The organism is Phytoactinopolyspora endophytica, from assembly GCF_004138495.1.
GTDB classification, from domain to species: domain Bacteria; phylum Actinomycetota; class Actinomycetes; order Jiangellales; family Jiangellaceae; genus Phytoactinopolyspora; species Phytoactinopolyspora endophytica.
In genome coordinates, this window is sequence record NZ_ML142850.1 from 78,074 (window position 1) to 78,537 (window position 464).

The 464-nt window shown below is 67.7% G+C and carries 1 protein-coding gene; it reads left to right on the top strand.

Features of this window, described 5'->3' with window-relative positions; all coding sequences use genetic code 11:
- Window positions 1-464: ABC transporter permease (locus ELR45_RS36725; RefSeq protein WP_205855827.1), on the top strand; the 464-nt coding region annotated here is incomplete at both ends.

Below are 464 nucleotides of genomic sequence, written 5' to 3' on the forward strand. Positions count from 1 at the left end.
CGATTATCGCCGTCGGGCTCGGCGTCCTCGCCGCCGTACGGCGAGGGTGGATCGATCGCTTCGTGCAGTTCTTCTCGGTGCTCGGCTTCGCGATCCCGGGCTTCCTGATCGCACTCGGGCTCGTCCTGCTCTTCGCGATCAACCTGGGGATCTTCAAAGCGACCGGCTACGTATCCCTCAGCACATCCTTCAGCGGATGGCTCACCTCGGTCACGCTGCCCATCGCGGCGCTCGCGATCGGCGCAATCGGCGCGGTGGCACAACAGGTCCGCGGCTCGGTGATCGACGCTCTCCAGCGCGACTACGTCCGTACCCTGCGCAGCCGCGGACTCGGGTTCCGCCGCGTCGTCGTCAAGCACGTCTTGCGCAACGCCGGCGGCCCGGCGCTCGCCGTGCTGGCCGTGCAGTTCATCGGACTGCTCGGCGGGGCAGTGATCGTCGAGCAGATCTTCGCGATACCCGGC